This is a genomic window from Streptosporangium roseum DSM 43021, from assembly GCF_000024865.1.
In the GTDB taxonomy this organism is placed as follows: domain Bacteria; phylum Actinomycetota; class Actinomycetes; order Streptosporangiales; family Streptosporangiaceae; genus Streptosporangium; species Streptosporangium roseum.
This window is the reverse complement of sequence record NC_013595.1, coordinates 1,500,850-1,523,300: the sequence shown is the minus strand read 5'-3', so window position 1 is coordinate 1,523,300 and position 22,451 is coordinate 1,500,850. Positions and strand designations below refer to the sequence as shown.

At 72.2% G+C, this 22,451-nt stretch carries 15 protein-coding genes; 6 read left to right on the top strand and 9 right to left on the bottom strand.

What is annotated here, in order from left to right; translation table 11 throughout:
* Nucleotides 1–112: 112 nt before the first annotated feature.
* Nucleotides 113–4,990, bottom strand: a complete 4,878-nt coding sequence (locus SROS_RS06960; RefSeq protein ID WP_012888188.1) for an NAD-glutamate dehydrogenase — start codon at nt 4,988–4,990, stop codon at nt 113–115.
* Between the two features lie 802 nt (nt 4,991–5,792).
* Here SROS_RS06960 and SROS_RS06955 point away from each other — a divergent pair.
* The 3 genes from SROS_RS06955 to SROS_RS06945 all read left to right on the top strand — a co-directional run bounded on the left by SROS_RS06955 (nt 5,793) and on the right by SROS_RS06945 (nt 10,089).
* On the top strand, nt 5,793–7,211 hold the full coding sequence (locus tag SROS_RS06955) for an FAD-binding oxidoreductase (protein WP_218919822.1): 1,419 nt from the start codon (nt 5,793–5,795) through the stop codon (nt 7,209–7,211).
* Between the two features lie 195 nt (nt 7,212–7,406).
* Nucleotides 7,407–9,482 (top strand): sensor histidine kinase, encoded by a 2,076-nt coding sequence (locus tag SROS_RS06950; RefSeq protein WP_012888186.1) that lies wholly within the window; start codon nt 7,407–7,409, stop codon nt 9,480–9,482.
* Nucleotides 9,469–10,089 (top strand): response regulator, encoded by a 621-nt coding sequence (locus SROS_RS06945; protein WP_245564719.1) that lies wholly within the window; start codon nt 9,469–9,471, stop codon nt 10,087–10,089. The genes SROS_RS06950 and SROS_RS06945 overlap by 14 nt, the downstream gene beginning before the upstream one ends.
* On the opposite strand, the gene SROS_RS06940 is transcribed toward SROS_RS06945, so the two are convergent.
* The 4 genes from SROS_RS06940 to SROS_RS06925 all read right to left on the bottom strand — a co-directional run bounded on the left by SROS_RS06940 (nt 10,061) and on the right by SROS_RS06925 (nt 14,885).
* A complete protein-coding gene (locus SROS_RS06940) occupies nt 10,061–10,732 on the bottom strand; it encodes a hypothetical protein (protein ID WP_043651513.1) in 672 nt (223 codons plus the stop codon). The genes SROS_RS06945 and SROS_RS06940 overlap by 29 nt on opposite strands.
* A 265-nt stretch (nt 10,733–10,997) precedes the next feature.
* The gene (locus tag SROS_RS06935) at nt 10,998–13,043 is read right to left on the bottom strand and encodes an acetoacetate--CoA ligase (RefSeq protein ID WP_012888183.1); all 2,046 of its coding nucleotides are present in this window, start codon (nt 13,041–13,043) and stop codon (nt 10,998–11,000) included.
* 73 nt (nt 13,044–13,116) lie between these two features.
* Nucleotides 13,117–13,968: a serine hydrolase gene (locus SROS_RS06930; RefSeq protein ID WP_012888182.1), complete on the bottom strand. Its 852-nt coding sequence runs from the start codon at nt 13,966–13,968 to the stop codon at nt 13,117–13,119.
* On the bottom strand, nt 13,965–14,885 hold the full coding sequence (locus tag SROS_RS06925; RefSeq protein WP_012888181.1) for a LysR family transcriptional regulator: 921 nt from the start codon (nt 14,883–14,885) through the stop codon (nt 13,965–13,967). Before SROS_RS06925 ends, SROS_RS06930 begins: the two co-directional genes overlap by 4 nt.
* 107 nt (nt 14,886–14,992) lie before the next feature.
* Here SROS_RS06925 and SROS_RS06920 point away from each other — a divergent pair, with 107 nt between their 5' ends.
* Both SROS_RS06920 and SROS_RS06915 read left to right on the top strand, forming a co-directional pair.
* Nucleotides 14,993–16,516 (top strand): penicillin-binding transpeptidase domain-containing protein, encoded by a 1,524-nt coding sequence (locus SROS_RS06920; protein ID WP_012888180.1) that lies wholly within the window; start codon nt 14,993–14,995, stop codon nt 16,514–16,516.
* Between the two features lie 70 nt (nt 16,517–16,586).
* Complete coding sequence (locus SROS_RS06915) at nt 16,587–17,999, top strand: pyridoxal phosphate-dependent decarboxylase family protein (protein WP_218919821.1); 1,413 nt, start codon at nt 16,587–16,589, stop codon at nt 17,997–17,999.
* A gap of 121 nt (nt 18,000–18,120) precedes the next feature.
* On the opposite strand, the gene SROS_RS06910 is transcribed toward SROS_RS06915, so the two are convergent.
* The 4 genes from SROS_RS06910 to SROS_RS06895 all read right to left on the bottom strand — a co-directional run bounded on the left by SROS_RS06910 (nt 18,121) and on the right by SROS_RS06895 (nt 20,937).
* Nucleotides 18,121–18,792: an HAD family hydrolase gene (locus SROS_RS06910; protein ID WP_245564581.1), complete on the bottom strand. Its 672-nt coding sequence runs from the start codon at nt 18,790–18,792 to the stop codon at nt 18,121–18,123.
* Nucleotides 18,793–18,920: 128 nt separating this feature from the next.
* A complete protein-coding gene (locus SROS_RS06905; protein WP_012888177.1) occupies nt 18,921–19,553 on the bottom strand; it encodes an HAD family hydrolase in 633 nt (210 codons plus the stop codon).
* A 74-nt stretch (nt 19,554–19,627) separates the two neighbouring features.
* Nucleotides 19,628–20,134 (bottom strand): DUF6912 family protein, encoded by a 507-nt coding sequence (locus tag SROS_RS06900; RefSeq protein WP_012888176.1) that lies wholly within the window; start codon nt 20,132–20,134, stop codon nt 19,628–19,630.
* Nucleotides 20,135–20,292: 158 nt separating this feature from the next.
* Nucleotides 20,293–20,937 (bottom strand): HAD family hydrolase, encoded by a 645-nt coding sequence (locus SROS_RS06895; RefSeq protein WP_012888175.1) that lies wholly within the window; start codon nt 20,935–20,937, stop codon nt 20,293–20,295.
* A gap of 82 nt (nt 20,938–21,019) precedes the next feature.
* Between SROS_RS06895 and SROS_RS06890 the strand changes: the two genes are divergently transcribed.
* On the top strand, nt 21,020–22,222 hold the full coding sequence (locus tag SROS_RS06890; protein WP_012888174.1) for an acyl-CoA dehydrogenase family protein: 1,203 nt from the start codon (nt 21,020–21,022) through the stop codon (nt 22,220–22,222).
* Nucleotides 22,223–22,451 lie beyond the last annotated feature (229 nt).

Genomic DNA, 22,451 nt, shown 5'->3' with positions numbered 1-22,451 from the left:
GACCGGGAGCCGCTCCCCGGAGACCCTGCCCCTGACGTCCCCGGGAGCCTCGGCCCCTGGGCGCGCCGGAAGACCCGGCCCCCGGGTCGGGGGCCGGGTCGCCGGCGGGCGGTCAGGCCTCGCTGCGCGGCAGGTTGGTGGCGGCCACCAGCGTGCGGATCGCGCGCAGCGCCACCGACAGCGTGGCGAGGTCGAAGTTGTCGCTCTCCCAGATCTCCGACAGGGTCTGCCGGGCCCGCGCCATCGCCGCCGAGTTGGCCTCGGTCCAGCGCGCCAGGCGCTCCTCCGGCGACAGTCCGGGCTCGCTGTGCGCCAGGACGTCACGGGTGAGAGTGGCGTGCGCGGCGTAGAGGTCGTCGCGGAGCGCGGCCCGTGCCATGGAGTTCCACCGGTTGTCCCTGGGCAGCGCGATGATGCGCTCGCGCAGCCCGGAGAGCTGGAGCCGGTCGGCCAGGTCGAAGTAGACCTCGGCCACCTCGTTCACCGGCCTGCCGGTGTGCACGGCCGCCTCCACCAGGTCGAAGGTGGAGTAGGCCGGGACCATCGCGGCGACCCGCTCGGCCAGCTCCGGTGACACGCCCCGGGCGGCGAAGCTGTCACGCCGCTCCTCGAACGCCGCCAGGTCGGAGCCGGTCAGCAGCTTGGGCAGGTGCGCCAGCAGCCCGTTCATGCCCTTGGCGAAGAAGTTCACCGTGGAGGCCAGGTCCAGCGGCGCGCGGCGGTTGCCGAGCAGCCACCGGGTGCCGCGCTCGGCCAGCTTGCGGGCCTCCAGCTCCATCGCGATCTGGGTGGAGGTGTCCACCTTGTTGTCCAGCTCCTCGATCTGCCGCCAGAAGCTGGCCAGGTCGAAGACCTCGCGCGTGACGAGGTAGGCGCGGGCGATGTCCGGGGTGGAGGCGCCGCTCTCCTCGCCGAGACGGAACATGAAGGTGGTCCCGCTGGAGTTGACCAGGTCGTTCACCACGCCGGTGGTGATGATCTCCCGGCGGAGCGGGTGGGCGTCCATGTAGTCGCGGAAGCGCTCGCGCAGCGCCGTCGGGAAGTAGGACACCAGCCAGGAGGCCAGGTAGGGGTCGTCGGGCAGGTCGGAGCCGAGGATCTCGGCGTCCACCACCAGCTTGGTGTAGGCCAGCAGCACCGAGAACTCCGGCGCGGTCAGCCCGAGTCCGGCCTGGCGCCGCTCGGCGAGCGTCTTGTCCGACGGCAGGTACTCCAGCTCGCGGTTGACCAGCCCGGCCCGCTCCAGCTTGCGGAGCTGGCGGGAGTGGATGTGCAGCATCTCCGTCGCCTGCGCGCGGGCGGCGGCCAGCACCACGTTCTGGTCGTAGTTGTCCCGCAGGACCAGGTCGGCGACCTCGTCGGTCATGTCGAGGAAGAGCTGGTTGCGCTGCTTGTCGGTGAGCTCCCCGTCACGGACCGCCCGGTCCAGCAGGACCTTGATGTTCACCTCGTGGTCGGAGGTGTCCACGCCCGCGGAGTTGTCGATGAAGTCGGTGTTGACGAGCCCGCCGTTGAGCGCGAACTCGATCCGGGCGAGCTGGGTGAAGCCCAGGTTGCCGCCCTCGCCGATCACCTTGCAGCGCAGCTCGGAGGCGTTGACCCGCAGGCCGTCGTTGGCCTTGTCCCCGACGTCGGCGTGCGACTCGCCCGACGCCTTGGCGTAGGTGCCGATGCCGCCGTTCCAGAGCAGGTCCACCGGGGCCCGCAGGATGGCGCTGATCAGGTCGTTGGGGGCCAGCGAGGTCACCCCGTCGGCGATGCCGAGCGCGGTGCGCATCTGCGGGGAGACCGGGACGGACTTGGCCGTGCGCGGCCAGACGCCGCCGCCCTGCGCGATGAGCGAGGCGTCGTAGTCGGCCCACGAGCTGCGCGGCAGCGCGAACAGCCTGGCCCGCTCGGCGTAGCTGCGCGCGGCGTCCGGGGCGGGGTCGACGAAGATGTGCCGGTGGTCGAAGGCGGCGACCAGCCGGATGTGCTGGGAGAGCAGCATCCCGTTGCCGAACACGTCACCGGACATGTCGCCGACACCGGCCACGGTGAAGTCGGTGGTCTGGATGTCGACGCCGGCCGTGCGGAAGTGGTATTTGACCGACTCCCAGGCGCCGCGCGCGGTGATGCCCATGGCCTTGTGGTCGTAGCCGACCGAGCCGCCGGAGGCGAAGGCGTCCCCCAGCCAGAAGCCGTACTCCTTGGCCACCGCGTTGGCGATGTCGGAGAACGTCGCGGTGCCCTTGTCGGCGGCGACCACCAGGTAGGTGTCGTCCTCGTCGTGCCTGACCACGTCGGCGGGCGGGACCACCTGGCCGTCGACGAGGTTGTCGGTGATGTCCAGCAGGCCGGAGATGAACATCCGGTAGCAGGCGACGCCCTCGGCCAGCACGTCCTCCCGGGCGCCCGACTTCGGCGGGTTCTTCACCACGAAGCCGCCCTTGGACCCGGTGGGGACGATGACGGTGTTCTTCACCATCTGCGCCTTCACCAGGCCGAGGACCTCGGTGCGGAAGTCCTCCATCCGGTCCGACCAGCGCAGGCCGCCTCGCGCGACCTTGCCGAAGCGCAGGTGCACGCCCTCGACCCGGGGCGAGTAGACGAAGACCTCGAACTTCGGCCGGGGCAGCGGCAGCACGCTGATCGACGGCGAGTCGAACTTCAGGCTGATGTACGGCTTGCGCTCGCCGTCCACGGTCTGGAAGTAGTTCGTCCGCAGCGTGGCATTGATCATCTCCAGGTAGGCCCGCAGGATGCGGTCCTCGTCCAGGGAGGCCACGTCGTCCAGGGCGCCGAGGATCTCCTCGTTCAGCGCCTCGCCCAGGTCCGACCGGACCTCCTCCGAGCGCCGGGGGTCGAGCCTGGCCTCGAACAGCCGCACCAGCAGCCGCGCGAGCCGTACGTTGCCGAGCAGCACCCGCTCGATGTAGTCCTGGCTGAACGTGGTCCCGGCCTGGCGCAGATACTTGGCGTAGATCCGCAGGGTCTCGGCCTGCTCCCAGGTCAGCCCGGCGGCCAGGACGAGCGCGTTGAAGCCGTCGCTCTCCACCCGGCCCCGCCACAGCGCGCCGAACGCGTCCTGGAACAGCCGCTTGAACTCGTCCCTGTCCACCTCCGACGAGGGGGTGTAGCGCAGGCCGAAGTCGTAGATCCAGGCGTCCTTGGTCTGCGCGTCGCCGTCGCGGTTGATCTCGTACGGCCGCTCGTCGACCACCTCGACGCCCATCCGCTGGAGCAGCGGCAGCACGTGCGACAGGGAGATGGCGGCGCCGATCCGGTAGAGCTTGAACCGGCGCTCGCCCTCGGCGGCGTCGTAGGGCTCGTAGAGGTTCATCCCGATCTCGTCGGAGGAGACGGCGAGCGCCTCCAGGCGGCGCAGGTCGGCGACCGCCATCCGGGCGGGGAAGTCGGCCTTGTAGCCCTCGGGGAACGCCGAGGCGTAGCGGCGGACCAGGCCGGGCGTCTCCTCCTCCGAGCTCAGCTCGGCGATGGCGGTGGCCAGGTCGTCCTCCCAGGAGCGGGTGGCGGCGGCCAGCTTGGCCTCCAGCTCCTCCACGTTGACCGCCTCGGCGTTCAGCGGCCTGCCCCGCTCGCCGCGCACGACCACGTGCAGCCGGGCGAGGGCCGACTCGCCGATCATCGCGCTGTAGTCGAAGGAGGTGCCACCGACCACCTTGAGCAGGATCTCCTGCATCTTGACGCGGATCTTCGTGGTGTAGCGGTCACGCGGGAGGTAGATCAGGCAGGAGATGTAGCGGCCGTAGTCGTCCGGGCGGAGGAAGACCTTGACCTGCTTGCGCTCGCGGAGCCTGAGCACGCCGAGCGCGATCGGCAGGAGCTGCTCCACCGGGGTCTGGAAGAGCTCGTCGCGGGGAAAGGTCTCCAGGATCTCGATGAGGTCCTTGCCGTCGTGGCTGTCGGGGGCGAACCCGGCCAGGTCGAGGACCTCGGCCAGCTTGCGCCGGAGCACCGGGATGCGGGAGATCGACTCGCTGTAGGCCACGTGGGTGAACAGGCCCAGGAAGCGCCGCTCGCCGATGACCTCGCCGGAGGCGTCGAAGAGCTTCACGCCCACGTAGTCGAGGTAGGCGGGGCGGTGGACGGTGGCGCGGGTGTTGGCCTTGGTGATGATCAGCATCTGCTGCTTCTCCCGGGCCTTGGCCCGCAGCTCCGGGGAGAGGGCGGCGAAGCTGTCGGAGCCCGCCTTGTCGTGGCGGAGGATGCCCAGCCCGGTCCCGGCCACCGGGCGCAGCGTGTCGCCCTCCGGGGTCTCCTCCAGGCGGTATTCGCGGTAGCCGAGGAAGGTGAAGTGCCCGTCGGCCAGCCAGCGCATCAGCTCCAGGCTGTCCTCGACCCCCGCCAGGTCCAGCGGCGGCGGGTTGACCGACACGTCCTCGGCGGTCTGCACGGCGAGGGCCCGCATCTTGACGAAGTCCTCGACGGCGTAGCGCACGTCCTCCAGGACGCGCTGCAGGTCGGTTTCGAGCTCCTTGAGCGTGGCCGGGTCGGCCTGCCTGTCGATCTCGAAGTGCATCCAGGACTCGACGAGTGTCTGCCCGGTGACGTCGTCCTGCTCCCGGCCGAGCAGCTTGCCCGTCATGTCCCTGCGCACCCTCATCTGCGGGTGGACGACGAGCTGGGTGCCGATCTGGTGCCGGTCGAGCTCCATCGTCACCGAGTCGACGAGGAAGGGCATGTCGTCGGTGACCACCTCGACGACCGAGCAGCCGGGGTCCCAGCCGTGCTCCTCCAGGCTCGGGGTGTAGGCCCGCACCATGGCGCGGCCCTGGGGGCGCCTCTCCGCGAGCTGACGCTGGGCCATCGCCGGGCCGTACACGTCGACCGGGTTCCGGCTCAGCAGGTCTTCTGTCGCGACATGCCGGTAGTAGAGCCTGAGGTAGGCGAGCGCCTCCTCAGCACCCACGTGGTCACTGCCCGGTGTGTGCGCGCACATCTCGGCGGCACTCCTCAGCAGCTCGTCCTTGGCCTCGTCGAGCGGCATGTCGCTCTCACTCCTTTGTGAGGGGTTTTTCCACATTTGATTAGGGATCTAGGACCAAGTCCGTAGTTCCCACATAAGGGGGAGGTAATGCGGGCGCGGGCGCCTTCCGGGGCACGACGGCCCCGGCTCCGTCGCGATCCACGGCTCGGCCGCCGACCGCGGACACGTCCGCGGCGGGGCGGCGGTCTCGTCATGGGTGAGCCGGTCCTCGGCCAGTCGCCGCGGGTCTTCATGTGACCCGCGGTCCCTCGCCACCGTCAGCGGAGAACCGGAGGTCTCCTGGTCGGAGACGGCGAATCCTCGCTGGGAGAGGGCGGTGAGGCCAGCATCCCACAGGGTGGGCTCGGAAGAGCGGCGACGGCGCCAGGCGAGTCCGGTCACACCGGCGCCCCTCGGACGGTCCAGACAGCTCACGTCACTCCGCTCACCGGACATGGCCCGCGGCACAACACCTCCAGCGGCCACCTGCCCCGATCCCCGTTGACCGGAACATGCCGCCGCTCCTGAATACCACCCGAAAAGCCGTAAAACGTCAACGTGGCAGCCCTGCCGCCGCTGAGGAGATCGAAAGGTCCCCGTCGGCGGTGCCCGGCGGCCATGGCGTCGCACCCGGCTCCCGGAAGGGAGGATCTCCTCCCCACCGCCAATCGTAGGGGTCCGCGGCGGGTGCGGTCGATGTGATGCGAATGTGACCAACCAGGCGGGCCAGGCGACCGTCTCAACGGGCAGGAAAACGGCAACCCTCGGGGAGACGATCATGCGGCCCGCTCCGGACAGACGGACATTTCTTCGGATCGGCGGCATGGCCGCCCTGACCCTGGGAGCCGGGATGTCCGCGTCGGCAGGTCCCTCCCGATCGGATTGGAACGCTCTGGCGGGAGGGCTGGACGGCAGGCTCATCAGGCCGGGCGACGCCTCCTACGACACGGCCCGCCGCCTGTTCAACCCCTCCTTCGACGGGGTACGGCCCGCGGGCGTGGCCTACTGCGCCACCCCCTCCGACGTGGCCGAGTGCGTCGGCTTCGCCCGGCGGACGAACGTGCCGCTGGCCGTACGGTCGGGCGGGCACTCCTACGCCGGATGGTCCACCGGCACCGGCCTGGTCATCGACGTCTCCCCGATGGACAAGGTCAGCCACGCGTCCGGCCGGGCGACCGTCGGGGCGGGCGCCAAGCTCGTCGACGTCTACGAGAGGCTGGGCGCGAGCGGGGTCAGCATCCCGGCGGGCACCTGCCCCACGGTCGGGGTGAGCGGGCTGGCCCTGGGCGGCGGGATCGGCGTGGTCTCCAGGAAGTACGGCCTGACCTGCGACGTGATGGAGTCCGTCCAGATCGTCACGGCCGACGGCCGGCTGCTGACCTGCGACGCCGACCACAACGCCGACCTCTACTGGGCCTCGCGCGGCGGGGGCGGCGGCAACCTCGGCGTGGCGGTCTCCTTCGGCTTCCGGACCCACCGCACGCGTGAGGTGACGGTGTTCTTCCTGCACTGGCCGTGGGCCAGGGCCGCCAAGGCGCTCCGGGCGTGGCAGGCGTGGGTTCCCTCCACGCCCGACGAGCTGTGGTCCACGATGCATCTGAGCCGCGACGGCGGGACGGACGTGCAGATCGGCGGCCTCTACCTGGGGGACAGGGCGGGCTGCGAGCGGCTGCTGGACCGGCTGGCCGACCGGATCGGCGCGGTCTCCTCCAGCTACGTCCGGCAGACCTCCTACCGCCATGCCATGATGATCATGGCGGGCTGCTCCACCCTGTCGGTCTCCCAGTGCCACCGGGGCGGTTCCCTGCCCGGCCAGACCCGCGACGGCAGGCTCTCGCGGGACAACTTCACCGCGAAGTCGCACATGGCCTACCGCCCGCTGTCGGAGGCCGGCGCCAGGGCTCTGGTCGCCGAGGTCGCCCGGCCGGGCAACCACACCGTGCTCCTGGACGCCCTCGGCGGCGCCGTCGGCCGGGTCCGCCCGGAGGCCACCGCCTTCCCGCACCGGGCCGCCCTCTACAGCGTGCAGTACTACGCCCACCGCGCCGGGGCGGCGAGCTGGGCCAGGACCGCGCACGCCAGCATGCGTCCCCACTTCGGCGACCACGCCTACGTGAACTACGTCGACGCCGAGCTCCGCGGCTGGCGATCGGCCTACTACGGCGCGAACGCCGAGCGGCTCGCCCGCGTCAAGGCCGCCCACGACCCGGGCCGCCTCTTCCGCCTCCCCCAGGGGATCTGAGACCGGTTGGGCGGGAGATCTGAGACCGGTCCGGGCAGGGGATCTGAGACCGGTTGGGCGGGAGACCTGAGACCGTCCGGGCAGGGGATCTGAGACCGGTTGGGCGCCGCTCCGCCCGTGCGGGTCCCGGGACACCGTCCCTCCTTTTCCGGGCGGAGGCGCTTGTACGGTGGGGCGACCGGCTCGGGAGGGACAGTGACGACAGCGGCGCGCATCGCGTGGCCGTGCTGCGCTGTGACCCTGCTCCTGGTGGCCCTGTCCGTCGTCCTGGCCGTGCTCGACGGGACCGATCCCCGGACGCTCAGCCACCTGCTGTTCGTGGTGGCCTCCGCGCTGGCGGGCGGCCTGATCGGCTCGCGCCGGCCGGAGCATGCGGTGGGCCGGCTGCTGGCGCTGAGCGGGTTCTGCTTCGCGCTCATGGAGGCCTGCGGCCAGTACGCCATCTTCGGCCTGGTCACCCGCCCCGGACTGCCGCTCGCCCAGGCCCTGGCGTGGCCGCAGACCTGGCTCTGGGTGCCCGCGAACCTGTCGCTCGCCCTCATCCCGCTGATCTTCCCCAGCGGGCGGCTCTCCTCCCCCCGGCTGCGTCCTCCGGTCCGCGCGGTGGCCGTCGCCGCGGTGCTGACCATGGCGGTGAGCGCGCTGCGGCCCGGGGAGAACCACCAGGTCGGCACGGACACCGGCGTGGTCAACCCGCTCGGGGTCGCGGGGCTGGCCCGGGTGGCGCCGGCGATGGAGACCGCGATGACGGCTCTCATGGCGGTGGTCTTCGTCGCCGGAGGGATCGACCTGCTCGTCAGGGCCCTGCGGAGCGGCGAGCCGGAACGCCGCCAGATCAAGTGGCTGGCCTACGTGGTCGGGCTCCTGGTGCTCGTCGTCGCGGCCCGGCTGGCGGCCGGGCTGACCGACGGGTTCCCGGACACGATCTGGCCGGTCACCAGCTCCCTGTGGGAGCTGCCCGGCGCCCTGGGCACGGCCCTCGTGCCCGCCGCCATCTGCGTCGCGATCCTGCGCCACCGGCTCTTCGACATCGACCTGGTGATCAACCGCACGCTGGTCTACGCGCTGCTGTCGGGCTGCGTGACCGGCGGCTACGTGGCCGTGGTGGGCTATCTCGGCGCGATCTTCCCCGGCGGGGACCTGCCGGTCTCCGTGCTGGCCGCCGGGCTCGTGGCGCTCGTCTTCGCGCCGCTGCGGGAACGCCTGCAGAGCTGGGTCAACCTGCTGACGTACGGCGAGCGGGACGACCCCTACGCGGCGCTCACCCGCCTGGGCCGCCGGCTGGAGAACACCGGCGAGCCCGGCACCGTGCTGGCCGGGGTCGCGCGGTCGGTGGCCGAGGCCCTGCGCCTGCCGTACGCGGCGGTGGAGACGGCCGCGGGCTCGCGGCACGCCTTCGGCGCGGCCGTCGGCGATCCGGTACGGCTGCCGCTGACGCACAGCGGGGAACGGGTCGGAGACCTCATCCTGTCGCCCCGGCCGGGAGAGAGCGGGTTCGGCCCCCGCGACATGCGCGTCCTCACCGACCTGGCCAGGCAGGTGGCGGTGGCCGTGCACGCCGTACGGCTCTCCGCCGACCTGCGGCGCTCGCGCGAGCGGCTGGTGATGGCGCGCGAGGAGGAACGCCGTCGCCTCCGGCGCGACCTGCACGACGGGCTCGGCCCCACGCTTGCCGCGCTGACCATGCGGGCCGAGGCCGTGCACGACCTGGTCGAGGAGGAGCACGCGCGGCGGCTGCTGGCCGACATCGTCGGCGACGCCGAGGCGGCGGTGACCGACGTGCGGACCCTGGTGGACGGGCTGCGCCCGCCCGCGCTCGACTCCCTCGGGCTGCTCGGCGCGCTCCGCGCCCACGCCACCCGGCAGCCGCCCGGCCTGCGCGTCACCGTGCACGCTCCGGACGGCCTGCCGCCGCTGCCGGCGGCCACGGAGGTGGCCGCCTACCGCATCGCCGCCGAGGCGCTGGCCAACGTGCGCAGGCACGCGGCCGCGACCGGCGCGGAACTGCGGGTCGAGGTGGCCCGCGGCACGCTCAGGCTTGAGGTGTCCGACGACGGCGGCGGGATCGGGCCGTCCGGGGGCGGCGGGACGCGGCCGGACGGGCCGGGCTCCGGCCGTACCGGGGTCGGGCTGGCGTCGATGCGCGAGCGGGCCCTGGAACTGGGCGGAACGTGCACGGTCGAGGAACGCCCGGAGGGCGGGACCCTGGTCAGGGTCACGCTGCCGGCGCACGAGGGAGAGGACGCCTGTGGTCCGGATCTTGCTGGTTGACGACCACCCCGGGTTCCGCGCGGGGCTGCGCGCCCTGCTGGCGGCGGCCGAGGGGATCGAGGTCGTCGACGAGGCCGCGAACGGGGAGCAGGCACTGGCCCTGGTCGGGCGGGCGCAGCCGGACGTGGTCCTGATGGACCTGGCGATGCCCGGCATGGGCGGGATCGCGGCGACCGAGCGGCTCGTCCACGATCACCCGCACATCCGGGTGATCGTGCTCAGCATGTCGGACGACGACGACTCGGTGTTCGCCGCCATGCGGGCCGGGGCCCGCGGCTACGTCCTCAAGGGCGCCCGCAAGGCGGAGCTGGTCCGCTCGGTGCAGGCGGTGGCCGAGGGGGAGGCCATCTTCGGCCCGGCGATCGCCGCCCGGCTGACGGGCTACTTCACCGAGCGGGAGCGGAGCGAGCCGGCGCTGCCCGAGCTGACCCGGCGGGAGCGGGAGATCCTCGGCCTGGTGGCCGAGCACCTGACGAACCCGCAGATCGCCGCCAGGCTCGGGCTGAGCCAGAAGACCGTGCGCAACCACGTCTCGGCGGTGTTCTCCAAGCTTCAGGTGGCCGACCGGGCTCACGCGATCATGCGTGCGAGGGAGGCGGGGCTGTGAGGCCCGCCCGCCAGCCGGCGTCCGGCATCCGCAGCACGTGGAGCGCGATCCAGCCGTAGGCGGCCAGGTGGAGCAGCGCGCCCGTGGACTGCACGGCGGGCGGCTGGTCCATCGTCACGAACGGCACCACCGTCCCCGCGAGGGCCGCCAGGGGCACCCACCAGGGGGCCACCCCGGTCACGACGAGCCCCACGAGCAGGGTCAGCAGCCCGACGTGGGCCAGGAACCCCGGCAGCAGCATGCCGTACAGGAAGCCCGGCAGCTCGCCGGCCCGCGCGGTGACCGCCTCCGCCTGCGCGTCGGGCAGGGTCTGGGCGAGGGCCAGGTCGTAGAAGTCGGTGGTGAAGAGCGTCAGCGCGTGTCCGGCGCCGACCAGGCCGAGCGCGGCGCCGATGTTGCCCGTCACCGGGGCCCGATGGCGCAGCAGGTGGGCCAGGCCGAGCACCACCGGGATGAGGGCGAGCGCCGTCCAGAGGTAGAGCAGGCCACTGACCTGGACGAGGGCCGGGTGCTCGCGGAAGACGGCGGGGTCGTGCTCGGCGCCCGGGGGCGAGGTCAGAAAGGCCAGGAACTCCAGCACCGGCCAGGCGAGCAGCGCGACCCCGGCGACGATCCGGCGGAACGAATCAGGATTTTTCAGCATCTGTTCACCGAACCCGGAACGTGTCCCGGGCCGCATGAGCCGGTGTCCGCGTCCCCCGGGACGGATGTCCCCCTCAGGACAGTCCTGGAGATCCGGGACAGCCCTGGAGATCACGTAGATCGCCGGGCGGAGACACCGGTCACGCCTGTCCCGCGACGGCCGGGCCGTTCCGGCGGGGCCGGAGATCCACTGCCCCGGACCCCGCCCGCCGCTCTCCGGCACCGCGGACGCCTCGGCGGGCCGAGGCGTCCGCGGTGCCCCCGCGTCAGTCCTTCACCGGCGCGAAGTAGGACAGGACCTCCGGGTTGGCCATGGCGTCGAGGTTGGCGGCCTTCTCCGGGGGGACGCCGAGGAGGATCTTGCGGACGGGGACCTCCAGCTTCTTGCCGCTGAGCGTGCGCGGGATCCCGGGGACCTCGATGATCTCGTTCGGCACGTGCCGGGGGGACAGCGCGTCCCTGAGGGCCGCGCGCAGGTCCGTGACCAGCGCGTCGGACAGGGCGGCCCCTTCGGCCATGGTGACGTAGAGCAGCAGGCGGCCCTCCTGGCCGAGCTGGCCGGTGTCGATCACCAGGCTGTCGGCGATCTCGTCGAAGCGCTCCACCACGCGGTAGAACTCGCTGGTGCCCATCCGGACGCCCCCCCGGTTGAGGGTGGAGTCGGAACGGCCGTAGATCACGCAGCCGCCGTCGGGGAGGATCTTGATCCAGTCGCCGTGCCGCCAGACGCCCGGGTAGTCGGCGAAGTAGCTCTCCCGGTATCTCGACCCGTCGGCGTCGTTCCAGAACATGACCGGCATCGACGGCATCGGCGCGGTCAGCACCAGCTCACCGACCTCACCGACCACCGGCGCGCCCGACGAATCGAAGGACTCGACCCTGGCCCCCAGGCAGCGGCACGGGATGACCCCCGCCCGGACCGGCAGCAGCGGCACCGCGCCGACGAAGCCGGTGCAGACGTCGGTGCCGCCGGAGAACGAGCCGAGCTGGACCTCCGGCAGCGCGTCGTGCACCCAGGCGAACCCCTCGGGCGGCAGCGGCGAGCCGGTGGAGCCCAGGCCGCGCAGCGCCGTGAGCCCGGCGGGCCGCAGGCCCGCCTTCATGGAGGCGACCAGGTACGGCGCGCCGGTGCCGAAGTAGGTGACCCCCTCCTCGGCGGCCAGCCGCCACAGCGCGTCGGTGCCCGGATAGGTGGCCGCCCCGTCGTAGAGGACCACCGTCGAGCCGACCAGCAGGCCGCCGATGAGGTAGTTCCACATCATCCAGCCGGTGGTGGTGTACCAGAAGAAGACGTCGTCCTCGCCCAGGTCCTGGTGGAAGGAGAGCGCCTTGAGGTGCTCCAGCACCACGCCGCCGTGGCCGTGCACGATCGGCTTGGGCAGCCCGGTGGTGCCGGAGGAGTAGACGATCCAGAGCGGGTGGCCGAAGGGCACCGGCTCGAAGGCCAGCGGCCCGGCGGAGTCGCGCAGGTCCGCCCAGCCGAGGATGGTGGTGCCGCCCTCCGACGGGGCCCGCCCCGCGCCCGGCGCGCCGGAACCGCCGGACGTGCCCTCGGTGCCCGGCTCATCGGGACCGCCGGACGGGCTGCCGGTGCCGGACGCGCCGTCGGCGCCCGGCGTGCCGGGGCCGTACGGCGTCGCTATCCGCACCTGCGCGACCAGGGTCGGCAGCTTGGCGGCGATGTCCCGGACGACCTCGGCCCGGTCGAACCGCTTGCCGTTGTAGTCGTAGCCGTCGACCGCGATGAGCACCTTCGGCTCGATCTGGGTGAAGCGGTCGATCACACTGGGCGCGCCGAAGTCCGGGGAGCAGGAGGACCAGATCGCCCCCAGCGAGGCGGTGGCGAGGAAGGCGACCAGCGTCTCGGGGATGTTCGGCGCGTACGCCGCCACCCGATCCCCCCGGCCGACGCCCAGCCCGGCCAGGCCCGTACGGACCCGGGCGACCTCCTCGGCCAGCTCTCCCAGGGTGAGCGTCCGCCGCCCGCCCGCCTCGTCGCGGAAGACCACCGCGAGCCGGTCGGGGTCGTTCCCGGCCCGGCGCAGCGCGTTGGCCGCGTAGTTCAGCGTGGATCCGGTGAACCATTCGGCGCCGGGCATCGTCCCGGATATGACGGGCCCGTCACCACGCTCACCCACGACACCGAAGTAGTCCCAGACCGACGTCCAGAACTCGGCCGGGGCGTCCACCGACCACTGCCACAGGGACTCGTAGTCACCGGGCCGGCCGAGCCACTTCATGTAGCGGGTGACCTTGGCGTCCCTCACGACCTCCGGGGCGGGTTCCCAGAGCAGCGCACCTTCCTCAACCATGGCCCCATCCTCTCGGCGGCTCGCCGGAATGTCATCCCCGGCGACCACACACCCTCGGGATTCGCGATGTGGGTCACCCACGTAGCCGTTCCACGGCGGCCCGCGCCGCGGTGCCGATCACCGCGTCGGCGCGGGGCTGGTTCTGCGCGGTGCCGTAGGAGCGGGTGAAGACCGCGACCGCGTAGCGACCGCCGTCGGGATACTCCACCACGCCGACCTCGTTGCGGAGCGTGGGCAGCGTGCCGGTCTTGCCGCTGACCGCCACGTCGTCGTAGGGGAATCCGGCGGCCAGCCGGTGCGGCCACACCTGCAGGCCGAGCAGCCTGCGCATCGAGGCGCACGACGCGGCCGAGGCCGCCTCGTCGCGCCAGACCATGCCGAGCAGCCGGGTCATGTCTCGCGGGGTGCTCCGGCTGGTGCGTGCCGGGTCCAGTGCCCGGAGCCGGGCGATCACCGCGGGGTCGGTGGGCATCTCCTCCTGTCCGGCGTCCTCGACGATGCTGGCGAACAGGCTCCGGCAGTCGTGCTCGACCCATGTCCCGTCCAGGCCCTCGGCGGCGAGCATGGTGTTGACCGCCGACAGGCCGACCCTGCCGATCAGGGCGTCGGCGGCGGTGTTGTCGCTCACCGCGATCATCAGGTAGGCCAGGTCGCGCAGGGACATCGTCACGTCGTCGGCCATGGCCGACACTCCGGTGGGCCCGGGAGTGTGGCGGTCCGCCATGACCGTGACCCGCTCGGTCACGTCCAGCCGTCCCGCGTCCGCCTGCCGGAAGAACTCCACCAGCAGCGCCAGCTTGAACACCGAGGCCATGACCACGGGCTCGTCGGCGCCGTGGGCGACCTCGGCCCCGGTGTCCACGTCCACCGCGTGCAGGAACCCGGTCACTCCGGCCGCGCGGAACAGGCCGCCGAGGTCGGTCACGCCAGGAATCCAGAGGCGGGCCTGGCACGGACGCGCCGCGCAGGCGCCACACCGTCGTCGGTCATCCCGGCATTCTCCTTCAGCACTCCAACGGCCACCGCCCCGAAGGCTACGGCAGCGTCCGTCGCCTCTCCCCGCCAGGCCGTGGAGATCCGCCATGCCAGGGGACTGCCCAGCAGCGGCCTCCACCGGAGTCCCGGCAGCTCCACCCGGGGCCCGAAGGCGACGGCCGTACCGGCCAGGACCAGTCCGAGGGTCTGCGCCTCGTGCACCTTCTCCGGGACGAACCCGTGGTGACGGCACTCCGCGAGCGTCTCCTCGTGCAGGCCGGGCTCCCGGGGGAAGAGCACGAGCTGCCGGCCCGCCAGGTCGGCCAGGTGCACCGACGACATCGCCGCGAGCGGGTCGGCCTCGGCCAGCACCACGCCTGGACGCTGGACGAGCACCGGGCCGAAGCTCAGCCCGGGGGCGGTCACCGGGTGGCGGAGCAGGCCCACGTCGAGGGTGCCGTCGGTGAGCGCGATGACCTGGTCGGCGCTCCACATCTCGGCGGGCGCGGGCCGTACTTCGGGCGCGCGGTCGCGGAACCCGGCGATCAGCGCCGCGATCAGCGCCGATCCCAGGTCGGGGGTGACCCCCACCCGGAGCACCGCGCTCTCCCCCCGCCCGGCCAGGTCGCGCAGCCGGTCCACCCGCGCGACGATCTCGCGGGCCTCGGCCAGCAGCAGCCGGCCCGGCTCGGTCAGCCGGACCTGGCGGCTGGATCGGTCGAACAGCCGCACGCCGAGCTCCTCCTCCAGCCGCCGGATGCGCTGGCTGAGCGGCGGCTGGGCCATGCCGAGCCGGACCGCCGCGTTGCCGAAATGCAGTTCTTCGGCGACGACCGTGAAGTAGCGCAGATGTCGCACGAGGTCCATGAACAGCAACTATATCCGTTTCTGTATTAATAATGGCCACATACCAATATTGGACATCAAGGACATATCTCTGGTCTCCTCGGTCCGCGAGGATAAGGGGACGACTGATGAAGCTGAAATACCTGGCGGCGGCCGTACTGGTGCCGGTCGCCGTGGTCGGCGGGGGTGTTTGGGCGCTGAGCACCCAGGGATCGGCCGAGCAGACGGCCCGGGAGTTCCTGGCGGCGTGGGGCAGGCAGGACTACCCGGCGATGCGGGCGCTCACGGTCGAGCCGCCCGGCGACTTCGACCGCTGGTACAAGCGGTTCCGGACCGACCTGAAGCTGTCGGGGGCCGGCTTCGAGGTCACCGGGAGCACCGACTCCGAGGTCGCCTTCCACGCCGAACTGGACGGGCCGGTGGACTGGGCCTACGACGGCTCGCTGGCACTGGTCGAGCACGAGCGGACCTGGCGGGTGAAGTGGAGCCCGGCGGCGATCCATCCCCGGCTCGAATCCGGCCTGCGGTTCAAGACCGTGCTGGTCAAGGCCGAGCAGGCGCCGATCCTGGCCGCCGACGGGACCCGCGTCGACACCGCCACCGCGCCGGGCTCGGTGCAGCAGCTCGTCGAGGGGCTCAGGGAGAAGTACGCCTCCCGGCTCACCGGCACCTCCTCGGCCCGGGTGGACCTGGTCCGGGGAGGGAGGCAGGTCGCCACGCTCGCCACCGCCGAGGCCAAGCCCGGCGAGGAACTGCGGACCACGATCGACCTGCGCGTCCACCGGGCCGCCGCCGCGGCCCTGGACACGGTGGACAAGCCCGCCTCCCTGGTCGCGCTGCGGCCCTCGACCGGCGAGATCCTGGCCGTGGTCAACAAGCCCGGCGGGTTCAACCGGGCGCTGCTCGGCCACTACCCTCCCGGCTCGACCTTCAAGGTGGTCACGGCCTCGGCCCTGATCGCCGACGGCATGACCGCGGGCGGGCTCGTGCCCTGCCCGGCCGAGCAGAACATCGGCGGCTTCCCCTTCCACAACGCCGGGTTCAAGGACTACGGCACGGTCGCGCTGCGCGAGGCGTTCGCCCACTCGTGCAACACCACGTTCGGGCGGCTCAGCGTGGACCGGCTCGGCGGGAAGCGGCTGGCCGCGGTAGCGGCGAGCTTCGGGTTCGGAGGCCCGGTGGACCCCGGAGTGCCCGCCGTACGGGCACAGTTCCCCGACCCGAAGGACGACACCGACCTCGCGTCGGCCTCGATCGGGCAGGGCCGCGTCCTGACGAGCCCGCTGAACATGGCGACCGTGGCGGCGGCGATCGCCGACGGCTCCTGGCGCCCGCCCCGGCTGGTGGACGCGGGCCTGCTGCCGGCGGTCCAGCCGAGGAAGCTGGAGCCGGGGGTGGTGCGGGCGCTGCGCACGCTGATGCCCGCGGTGGTGGTGGAGGGCACGGCGAGCGCGGTCTCCTTCCCCCCGGGTACGGCGGGCAAGACCGGCACCGCCGAGTTCGGCTCGGGCAAGGAGCCGCCGTCCCACGCGTGGTTCATCGGCTACCGGGACGACCTGGCGTTCTCGGTGATCGTGGAGGGCGGCGGCGCGGGCTCCACGGTGGCCGCGCCCATCGCGGGCCGGTTCCTCGGCGGGCTTACGGCGCCCTAGCCCATCGAAGATCGAAAAGAGGCTGGCGGGCCGCGACCGGCGTGTGTTCTCCTGAGGGATGAGTGATCCTTTGAACGAACGCGACCAGGCCGCGGCCGCGCTGGAGATGGTGGCCGGAGCCGCCGGCCCCTACCTCGAATCGCTCGGCGGGCGTCCCGTTCACGATCACGGGGCCGACGACCTGCTCGACCTGCTCGACGGCCCGCTCCCCGAGGACGGCGAAGGCACGCTGGACAGCGTCGAACGTCTGCTGCACGTCGGCACCGAGGCGGCGACGCACTCCTCGGGACCGCGTTTCTTCCACTTCGTCGTCGGCGGCTCCACCCCGGCGGCCCAGGCGGGCGACTGGGTGACCTCCCTGCTGGACCAGGCAGGCGGGCTCTGGCTGACCTCGCCGTTCGCCACCCGGGCGGAGACCGTCGTGCTGCGGTGGCTGAAGGACCTGTTCGGGCTGCCGCGGTCCTACGGCGGCGTGCTGACCCCGAGCGCGACCTTCGCCAACCTCACCGGGCTGGCGTGCGCCCGGCAGTGGTGGGGCGAGCGCCACGGTGCCGACGTGACGGCCGACGGGCTCGCCGGACTGCCGCGGATGCCCGTGCTGGCCGGGGGGTACATCCACCCCAGCAGCCGCAAGGCGCTGCTGACGCTCGGCTGCGGCCGGGACGGCGTCCGCGTCTTCGCCCGGGACGAGGCGGGGCGGGTCGACCTGGAGGCCATGGACCGGGAGCTCGGACGGATCGACGGCCCGGCGGTGATCGTCGGGAACGCGGGCGAGGTGAACACCGGAGACTTCGACCCCATCGACGACCTCGCTGACCTGGCCGGGCGGCACGGTGCCTGGCTGCACGTGGACGGGGCCTTCGGCCTGTTCGCGGCGGCCTCGCCCCGCCTGTCGCACCTGGTCAGGGGGGTGGAGCGGGCACACTCGGTGGCCGCGGACGGGCACAAGTGGCTCAACGTCCCCTACGAGAGCGGGTTCGCGTTCGTCCGCGACCCGGAGCTCATGGGCCGGACCTTCGGCCCGTGGGGCGCGGCGTACCTCCCGGCCGAGGACGACCCGCACGTCAACTACAACTGCCTGGGCCCGGAGTCCTCCCGCCGCGCGCGTGCGCTGCCCATCTGGGCGACCCTGCGGGCCTACGGCAGGCAGGGCCACCGGGAGATGGTCGAGCGCCACCACGATCTGGCCCTACGGCTGGGCGCGACCGTCGAAGAGGCCCCCGACCTGGAACTGCTCGCCCCGGTACGGCTGTGCGTGGTCTGCTTCCGCTACCGCCCGCCCGGCGTCCCCGAGGAGGAGCTGAACGCGCTGAACGCGTGGATCGGCCGGGAACTGCTCGCCGACGGCCGGGTCTACGCCGGGACCACCACCTACCGGGGCATGACCGCCCTGCGACCGGCCATCCTCAACTGGCGCACCACCGAGGCCGACATCGACCTGCTGGCCTCGGTCGTCCGCGAGATCGCCGCTCGCCGTCCGTGACGACCACGCGTCGCGCGGGCCGTGGGGCGAGGGCCGGGCGGAGGCCGTGGGGCGGGAGCCGTGAGGCGGGGACCGGGCAGGAGCCGTGAGGCGGGGCCGGGCGAGGCCGTGGGGCGGGGGCCTAACCGGCCTTGCGGGCCGGTGAGGTGAGCCCGGCCACGGCCGCGACGACCTCCGACGGGTTGGACAGGTCGGGCAGGACCACGTCGGCCCCCGCCTCGTGGAGCTCGGCCGGGAGGGAGCGGCCGGTGGCGACCGCGATCATCGACGCCCCGGCGATCCTGGCGGCCTGGACGTCCCTGGCCGAGTCGCCGATCATCACGGTGTTGCCGCCGTCGAAGGTGCCGCCGTACTTCTGCCTGGCCCGGCCCTGCGCGACCTGGAGCAGGGTGGCCTTGGGGTAGACCTCCTCGCCGTAGCCGCCGACCTCGAAGTCCACGTGCCTGTCCAGGCCGAAGGCGGTCAGCTTGTGCACGGCGTTGCTCTTTATCGTGCCGGTGAGCACCGACTGGACCGTGCCGTCGAGCCTGGCCACGGCCTTCAGCGCGTCCGCCGCCCCGGCCATCGTCCGGCCGTCCTTGGTCAGGCGCTTGCGCCGCGCTCCGAAGGCCTCGCCCAGCGCCTCCAGGAACTCGGGGAGGTGGTCGTCCTCGGCGACGATCCCGTTGATGGCCAGCGTCTCGAAGACGATCTCCGAGTCCGGGCGGCCGTTGTGCTGGGTCAGCTTGACCAGAGGCCGCCCGGTGACCTTCCGGAAGGCGTCCGCGTACGCCTCGCGGGTGATGATGGACACATCGACCAGCGTGAGATCGACGTTCCAGAGAACGAGCCGGCTAATCGGGGCCTCCCGGAATGGTGCGGATGCCCAGGGTACGGGCTACGGCCGTACCCCGACCGCCACCAATGCCGAAATCATCCGTTTCAGGCGTAGTCGATGGCGTTCGCGAGGGTATCCACGACCGGGACGCCGAACGCCATCAGGTCCCTCCGGCTGGTCATGCCGCCGGTGTAGAGCACGGCCCGCGCCCCGACGTGCTGGGCAGCGTGCGCGTCGTCCAGGCTGTCGCCGATCACGAGCACCTCGGCGGGGTCCAGGCCGAGGGCCGCGAGATGGGTCACCATCGAATCGGCCTTGTGCCCGCCGGAGGCGCTGCGCAGCCCGTCGATCCGGGTGAAGTGCCGGTCGATGCCGAACTCGGAGACCTTGGGCCCCAGCCGCTCGTGCGCCCACATCGACAGCAGCGACTGTTTGCCGCCCTCCCGCTCCCAGCTCTCCAGGGTGGAGGCCGCGTCCGCCGCGAGACCGCACTCCAGCATCAGCCGGTGGTAGTTCTCGTGGAAGCCGAGGTCCAGCCTCTCCCACTCGCCGTCGTGGAGCGCCCGGCCGAGCATGCGCTCGTAGGCCGTCCAGATGGGGCGTGTGTACACCGCCCGGAAGCCGTCGACATCGTAGGAGCCCAGCCCGTAGGGCGCGAACACCTCGTTCGTCGCTCCGACGACGGCGTCGATGTCGTGGAAGAGCGTGCCGTTCCAGTCCCAAACAATGTGTCTCATATCGCCCTCCAGGATAGTCAGACCGCGCCGCCGGAGGCATCCCCGACCACCGCCGCGGACCCCCGGCGGAGCGCTCAGCCGACCAGGTCGGGTATCTCCTGGGTGGCGTACCACAGCAGCTCGTTGGCCTCGGCGCCGTCCAGGGCGAACCGGGCGTCGTCATCGCCCCGGTCGGCGGCCGGGAGCGCGGCGATCGCGGCTTCGACGTCCTCCACCGCGGACAGGTCGTCCACGTGGACCGCGGCGATGTCGGCCATCGGGATCGCCGCGGCGAGCCGTACGCGGGCGCGCTCCTCCAGCTCGGCGCCCGCGCTCACGCTCCCGTCCGGCACCTCGGCGGCGATCACCACCCGGCGCGCGGCCACCTGCACGCCGTCGGCGCGGTCGGCGGCCAGCATCCGCAGCGACGCCCTGGCCGCCTCGGTCAGGGCGACGTACTCCAGTTCCTCGGTGTCACCCGAGACGTACCACTCGACCAACGCGGGGGTCACCGCGTAGCCGGTCAGCGGGGCCGGGCCGAGCTCCCCCAGGGTGACCACACGGGCCAGCGCGGGGAGCGTGCACGGCAGGTAGACGCGCATCCATGCCTCGATCTGTTTCTCCGACACCGGCGTCCGGTGCGACGCCGATCATCCATCGAGTGTGCCAGTCCCGGCGACCCGGTCGCGAGATCCGGCGCCCCGGGACGGAGCGGCGGCGTGACCCCGCGACCGGTGGCACCCGGGAACGGCACGGGCCGTCAGCGCAGCGGCACGCTGAAAAGCCGCTCCAGCTCGGTGATGGTCAGTTCGGGGTCCCGGTGGTGCACGCCGACGATGCCGAGCGCGCGGGCGGCCGTGATGTTGGCCTCCATGTCGTCCACGAACACGCATTCGGGCCCCGCCAGGCCGACCCTGCCGAGCGCGTGCTCGAAGATCCTCGGTTCCGGCTTGCGCATGCCGACCTCCCCCGAGATGACGATCTCGTCGAAGAAGTCGTCCCAGTCCTCGCGGGGATACTCGTTGGCCCAGGAGTTGGAGACCAGGCAGGTCCGCAGCCCGGCCGCGCGGGCCTGGCGGAGCATGTCGTACATCGGCTCGACCCGCTGGAACCCGGCGAACATCCTGGCCAGGAGCCCCTCGGCGACCGGCGGCACGCCGTCCGTGGTGACCAGCCTGGCGGCCAGGTTCCGCTCGAAGTCCAGCCCGGAGATCTCGCCCCGCTCCAGCGCGTGGATCGCGTTCTCGCCGGACCCGGAGCCCTCGTAGGCGTGCAGGACCAGCCGGCGCATCACGTCGCGGTAGTGGCCGGGGTCGATCCGGTCGGCGACGATCCACTCGGTGATCGCCTCGGACAGCCCCGTGGTGAGCACGCCACCCCAGTCGATCAGCACACCCTTGAGCATCCCGCCTCCTCATCTGGAACCGGATCCAGGTTAGGCATGGCCGGTGAGTGAGCCGGAGAGGGGTGGTGCCAAACTGACCGCCATGGACTTCGCGCTCAGCACGAAGGCGGAGGAATACCTCGCCAATCTGACCGATTTCATGGTGTCCCATGTGTATCCCGCCGAGCCCGTCTACCACGGGTGGCGGCTCGCCAAGGGGCACGACGACCACACCCTGCCACCGGTCGTCGAGGAGCTCAAGGCCGAGGCTCGCTCGCGTGGTCTATGGAACCTGTTCCTGCCTGACGAGTCGGGCATGTCGGTGCTCGACTACGCCAGCCTGGCCGAGGTGACCGGCCGCTCCATCGACCTCGCCCCGGAGGCGCTGAACTGCGCGGCCCCCGACACCGGGAACATGGAGGTCCTGCACATGTTCGGCTCGCCCGGACAGCGGGAGCGCTGGCTCAAGCCCCTGCTCTCCGGCGAGATCCGCTCGGCGTTCGCGATGACCGAACCCGCGGTGGCCTCCAGCGACGCCACCAACATCGCCACCTCCATCACCCTCGACGGCTCCGAGTACGTGATCAACGGCCGCAAGTGGTTCATCACCGGCGCGGCCGATCCGCGCTGCGAGATCATGATCGTGATGGGCAAGACCGACCCCGACGCCCCGACGCACCGCCAGCAGTCGATGATCCTCGTCCCCATGGACACCCCCGGCGTGGAGGTCGTCCGCCACCTGCCGCTCTTCGGCTACCAGGAGCAGCACGGCCATTCCGAGATCGTCTTCACCGACGTCCGGGTGCCCGCCTCGAACCTCCTCGCGGAGGAGGGCGACGGTTTCCGCATCGCCCAGGCGCGTCTGGGACCGGGCCGCATCCACCACTGCATGCGGGCGATCGGCATGGCCGAGCGCGCCCTGGAGCTGATGTGCTCCCGCGCCGCCAACCGCGTGGCCTTCGGCCAGACCCTCGCCCAGCAGGGCGTCGTCCAGCAGCAGATCGCCGAGTCCCGGCTGGCCATCGACCAGGCCCGGCTGCTCACCCTGAAGGCCGCCTGGATGATCGACACCGTCGGCGCCAAGGCCGCCGCCGCGGAGATCTCCGCCATCAAGGTCGTCGCCCCCCGGATGGCCTGCGAGGTCATCGACCGGGCCATCCAGGTCCACGGCGGCATGGGTGTCTGCGACGACGTCCCGCTCGCCATGATGTACGCCCAGGCCCGCGCGATGCGCATCTTCGACGGCCCCGACGAGGTCCACATCCGTACGGTCGCCCGCCGGGAGCTCAAGCCCTACCTCCTGTGAGCCCGCCGGGCCTGCTGTGAGCCTTCCGGGCCTCCTGTGAGCCCGCCGTACCCGCTGCCGGTGCCACCGTGCCTGCTGCAGGCGCGCCGGACCTTCCGCAGGCGCAGCGGGCCTTCTGCCGGGGCGTCGGGCGGAGGGCCGCGGACCGGCAGCGAGCCGGGATATTTATGACTCGATGTCCGGTTAACCGGGTGGGTCACGTTTCAGAACCTCGGTTCGAGGAACGTTA